At 76.2% G+C, this 1395-nt stretch carries 2 protein-coding genes; both read left to right on the forward strand.

Going from position 1 to position 1395, the window contains the following annotated elements:
* Positions 1–226: acyl-CoA dehydrogenase family protein (locus ACWGIU_RS37900; protein WP_453712630.1), on the forward strand; the 226-nt coding region annotated here is incomplete at its 5' end.
* On the forward strand, positions 223–1371 hold the full coding sequence (locus ACWGIU_RS37905; RefSeq protein ID WP_453712632.1) for an acyl-CoA dehydrogenase family protein: 1149 nt from the start codon (positions 223–225) through the stop codon (positions 1369–1371). The genes ACWGIU_RS37900 and ACWGIU_RS37905, both read left to right, overlap by 4 nt.
* The last annotated feature ends 24 nt before the right edge of the window (positions 1372–1395 follow it).

A 1395-nucleotide genomic window follows, 5' to 3' on the forward strand; every position in this document is an offset into this window, starting at 1 on the left:
GTGGTACACCACCGAGCTCGCCGCCGAGGTGGCCTGGTGGGCGGCGGAACTCGACGGCGACCGCAGCATGACCCTCGACGACCCCGAGGTCGACGGGGTGGCACATCCACTCGATTCGGCGTTGCGCGAAGCCCCGGGGATGCGGATATCGGGCGGCACCGCCGAAATGATGCTGGAGACGCTGGCCCGGCTGCGTCTCGACTCAGGGGCGGAGGTACGGCCGTGACATCACAGGCGGTCAACGGGAACGGCACGGGCGGCCGCGGCCCGGCGGCGGCGTCCGAGCGCTGGCGGGAGCGGGAGGACGAGGACTCCCTCTTCCGACAGCTCCGGCTCACCGTGCGCCAGGGACTGGAGGTCGACGGGGACACCCCCGCCGGCGCCTGGGAGGCGCTGACCCAGGTCGGGGCCTGGGAGTTCGCCCTGCCCATCGGCCACGACGGCCTCGACCTCGGCCAGGCCGTCGTCGCCATGGTGTGCGAGGAGGCGGGCAACGCGATGCAGCCGGTCCCCCTCACCGACACCCTCCTCGCCCTGGATCTCATCTCCGGCCTCGGCCCGCTCGCACCCGAGGCCACCGACATCCTCTTGGACCAGGTACGCACCGGGGAACTGGCACTCGCCCTGCCGGGCCGGCTGCCCGACCCGCGCGGCACCGTACCGCCGGGCATCACGTGGAAGCCGGACCCGGACACCGGCGCCGTCGTCCTCACCGGCACCGGCGGCCCCTTCGCCGCCGGCGTCGGCCCGGGCGCCCTCCTGGTCCTCGCCGGCGGCCCCGACGGCCCGTGCGTGGCGCTCGTACGCCTGCCCACCGAGGGCGTCCAGGTCCGCCCGCTGCGCGACCACGGCGGGGGAGCCGTCGCCAGTGCCGTCTTCGACGAGGTACGGCTGCCCGCCGAGGCGGTGCTGCTGAGCGGCCTGGCCGCCGAGCAGGCCCTCGCCCGCGTGGGCCTGCGCGCGGCCGTCCACCAGGCCTCGCTGCTGGCCGGGATCACGGCGGCCGCCCTGACGGCGGTCGTCTCCCGGATCCGCGGCCGGCAGCAGTTCGGCCAGGCCCTGGTCAAACACCAGGGCCCCCGGCTGCGCGTGGCGGGCCTGCTGGCGCGCCTCGACGCCGTGCGCTGGGCCGTGGGGGACGCGGCCCGGGACCTCGACGAGGACCGGCTCAGCGCGGGGGAGGCCGCCGGACTGATCGCCCTCACGGCGGAGACCACCCTCGACGTGACGCGTGACGCGGTCCACCTGCACGGTGCCTCGGGACTGGTCCGGGACGGCCTGGTGGCGGCCTGCTACCGGCGCGCGGCCTGGGAGGCCATGCGCTGTGGGCGTCCCGCCCACCTCTGGGACATCGCGGCGCACACGCCCTGACCGGCGCCCGGACGAGGGAAGGGG

Source organism: Streptomyces sp. NPDC054840 (assembly GCF_053611065.1).